This is a genomic window from Bradyrhizobium sp. UFLA01-814, from assembly GCF_046718885.1.
GTDB classification, from domain to species: Bacteria; Pseudomonadota; Alphaproteobacteria; order Rhizobiales; family Xanthobacteraceae; genus Bradyrhizobium; species Bradyrhizobium elkanii.
The window spans coordinates 1-3395 of record NZ_JAQOSR010000332.1; the positions used below are offsets into that span (position 1 = coordinate 1).

Annotated in this window: 4 protein-coding genes; all 4 read right to left on the reverse strand. The window is 56.8% G+C overall.

Annotation, left to right across the window (positions count from 1 at the left end):
* Positions 1 to 150: 150 nt before the first annotated feature.
* Complete coding sequence (locus PMN64_RS42475) at positions 151 to 1116, reverse strand: TerC/Alx family metal homeostasis membrane protein (RefSeq protein WP_411785063.1); 966 nt, start codon at positions 1114 to 1116, stop codon at positions 151 to 153.
* Positions 1117 to 1334: 218 nt separating this feature from the next.
* Entirely contained in the window at positions 1335 to 2015 is a 681-nt protein-coding gene (locus PMN64_RS42480) for a DNA polymerase ligase N-terminal domain-containing protein (RefSeq protein WP_411785064.1), read from the reverse strand.
* Entirely contained in the window at positions 2015 to 2932 is a 918-nt protein-coding gene (gene ligD / locus PMN64_RS42485) for a non-homologous end-joining DNA ligase (RefSeq protein WP_411785065.1), read from the reverse strand. The genes PMN64_RS42480 and ligD overlap by 1 nt, the downstream gene beginning before the upstream one ends.
* Before the next feature lie 180 nt (positions 2933 to 3112).
* On the reverse strand, positions 3113 to 3395 hold a 283-nt coding region (locus PMN64_RS42490), incomplete at its 5' end, for a CHAD domain-containing protein (RefSeq protein ID WP_411785066.1).

Below are 3395 nucleotides of genomic sequence, written 5' to 3' on the forward strand. Positions count from 1 at the left end.
ATCCGGAACTGCGTGGGCACGTCGGCCGCTAAACCGCGAGATCCCATACATTGGAAACTAGACCAGCCACAGGTCCAGCCCGCAACGTTCGGCAACACTATAGCATAGCCCATGCTGACGCGCTGTTTGCTCTCGCTGCGCTCGATTTCCCTAAGTGCAATTTGGCGCACGCCTCCCAAAGAGCAACGATGCAATGACCCCGCTTGCCAAAAGGATCGCTACGGCACCGAGCGTAAGGAACATGCTGGTCGGTCCTTCAACGAGAACGTCTTTCAGCAGTAGCTTGATCCCGATCAGCACCAGGAGCAGCCCAAGCGAGGTTCTGAGATAGCGAAACCGATCGACGGCTCCGGCCAGCGCGAAATAGAGCGAACGCAAGCCGAGCAGCGCCATGATATTGCTCGTGAACACCAGGAACGAATCGCGCGTGATGGAAAAAATCGCCGGAATGGAATCCAGAGCGAAGATCAGATCAGACGCTTCGATCATGATCAATGCCAGCGCAAGCGGCGTAAGGGCCAGCTGCCCTCTTCGCCTCACGACAAATCGTTCACCCGCGAATTTCGGGAAGACAGGAAAGAAACGCCTTATCCATATTATGATCGGATTCTTTTCAATATCCGGGGGGTGTCCGACCAGTCCCATCCTGACACCGCTGACAATCAAGAACGCGCCGAAAATGTAGAGAATCCAGTCGACACGCTCGATTAACGCGGTGCCGGCAAGAATCATCGCGGCGCGCATGATTACTGCACCCAAGATTCCCCAATATAGTACGCGATGCTGAGACGCGATCGGAATGCGGAAGTACGAAAAAATCAAGGCGATGAAAAAGAGATTGTCCAGGCCGAGCGATTTTTCGATCAGGAAGCCTGTAAGGAATAGAACCGCGGCCGCTCGTCCGTCTGGTTCACTCCCGGCAAGATCAAGCCCGCACCAATGATTCTCATAGAGAAAAAAGATCACGACATTGAAAGCGAGAGCGACGGTGATCCACCCCGCGCTCAACATCAGCGCCTCCTTGAAGGCTATCGTGCGAGCCTCGCGATGAAGTACACCGAGATCCAATGCCACCAAGAAGAATACGAAAACAATGAATGCCACCCACAGCCACATCAGGAACTCTCCAGATTCCGAAGACTCTTAAGTGGTGGTGCCGCGCCTCCATTTTTTGCACTTACCGGACCAATCCTAAGGGGTCCCGTGCGCTCCGCATTGACAGAGGCCAAGTCGCGAAGGAACTCTGTGAGGGATGAGGCTGCCAGTCCCTGCCATGCTAACGAATTGACCCACGCGGCAGATGCCGCTCCTCCGATCGGCAGCCGCGGCTGCATTCAGACACGCTGCCGGCCAGGTCGAGGCTTTGCTGGTTTTCTCTCGCTGATCTCCTTCATGCGGCGGCCGGTAAGAACAGAGCGATCGAAACGTGCGCTCTCGATGTCCCACGACGGATCAGCGTACTCGTCGCGACTTTTGACGAGCAACCAATAGCCTCTTCGGCCAGAATTCGCGGATCGATGTTTGGTTTGGATTAACGTGAAACCGCCGCGCAGTTTTTCTCCCTGCAGCACAATGTGAACTTTGCCGCGAGCCAGTTGCTCCTCTGGCGGCTGATTTTCCGGTGGCTCATACGTTCCCAAGTCCCAGACCATCACGATCCCTGCTCCGTACTGGCCGGGCGGGATCACGCCTTCGAACTTCGCATATTCGAGCGGATGGTCCTCCGTCCTTACGGCCAAGCGCTTGTCTGCAGGGTTCATTGAAGGGCCTTTTGGCACTGCCCAGGATGCCAAAACCCCATTTACGGCGAGCCGGAAATCATAGTGAAGCCGGCTGGCAGCGTGTTTTTGAACCACAAAGGCACGCGTGCGACCGCGTCGCCGCACTCGCCCGACCGGTTCGGGCGTTTCCGTAAAGGCTCTTTTGCCTCGATATGCTGCGAGCGACACCTGTTGTCCTTTAGACCGATTTAGAGTTCCGCCGGCGGTATTTGGCGATGTCGCCTCATTGCACATCAGCCCTCACGCACGACATCCTCCGGCCGCTTGTCATCCCGCAAGCCAAGAAATCGAGGGTGTCTTAACTTACCTCCTACCGTCCACTCGGTGAATCCGATCTGCGCGACGAGCTCCGGCTTCACCCAATGCACGCCGCGCCGCGGCAACCCATCCTCGGCAAAGGGGGAACTCGGCGTCTCCAGCCGAGCGAGCATTTTGCCAAGACGCCGCAGCAGATCGTCGGCGAACCCCGTCCCTACTTTCCCGGCATACACGAGCTTTCCTCCGCGGTAGTAACCCAGCAGCAACGCTCCGAATCCGCCGCGGCTACCTCGTGGATCGGTGTAACCGCCAATGACGAACTCCTGTTCTCGCTTGCACTTGAATTTGAGCCAATCGCGCGTTCGCTTGGACACGTACACACTGTCCGCGTCCTTTGCGATGATACCTTCCCCTCCCGTCCGACACGCCTGTCGGTAGTAATCCTCGCCTTCAGTCGTGCGATGTTCCGTGAACCGCAAGGCGTCATGGAAGTCAAAGGCCTGGCGAAGTACCTGCTTTCGGTGCCGGAGCGGAACCCGCCGGATGTCGTACCGGTCCAGGTAGAGCAGGTCGAACATATAGAACCATACCGGCACCTTGCGAACCAGTTCAGTCGGCGGACGCACCACCTGCATGCGAGCTTGCAGCTTTGCGAAGCTAGTGATCTGGCCGTCGAACGCGACAATCTCACCATCCGCAATAAAGGACGTGGCTTCCTGCTGATGCATCGCCTGAACCACCTCGGGATATTTTGCATTCAGTCGAATTCGATTCCGCGAAAAGAGAGCGAGATCGCGACCTCGGCGAAAGGCGAGGCAGCGCTCCCCATCCCATTTCGGCTCAAATATCCATCCCTGTCGCGAGAAGACTTCATTCGTAAGCGTCGCCAACATGGGCGCAACCCATTCTGGCTGCGCGCGCTTTCGAAGCCGGGCCCTGGCGTCAGTGGGTAGTCGGTCGAGCAGATCGCAGCCGAACATGGGCGCTCACCTACCAACCGGAACGCGAGCGAAAGCCCCAGCGTTAGTACCACTCTGACCTCGAAAGAAGTTGCTCGACACCATCGTTTTGCCTCACCAGAACGGCTTCAACCGTCTAAAGCGACGAATACGCTTTCTGATTTTCGGATGGCGTTCAGCCAGAGCCCGCTCATGCCAACCTAGCACGATCCCTCCCGCACGATTGATCGCGCGAACATCCCGGTTCGTTGCGTTACCAATCTGATCAACGAGATCGTGGGCGACGCGCACGTCATTTGTATAGCCGAGATCGTCCTGCAAAGACTTCAAATATCCAACGAACGTTCGAATTCTGGCCCTGCTAAACAGGCTTCCCAGAAATTCGACGATGTAGTGC

What these genes read in the sequence shown, in the direction of transcription:
- ligD (WP_411785065.1), bottom strand. Translation starts at nt 2,932, where the DNA reads ATGTTGGCGACGCTTACGAATGAAGTCTTCTCGCGACAGGGATGGATA.
- PMN64_RS42475 (WP_411785063.1), bottom strand. Translation starts at nt 1,116, where the DNA reads ATGTGGCTGTGGGTGGCATTCATTGTTTTCGTATTCTTCTTGGTGGCA.
- PMN64_RS42480 (WP_411785064.1), bottom strand. Translation starts at nt 2,015, where the DNA reads ATGTGCAATGAGGCGACATCGCCAAATACCGCCGGCGGAACTCTAAAT.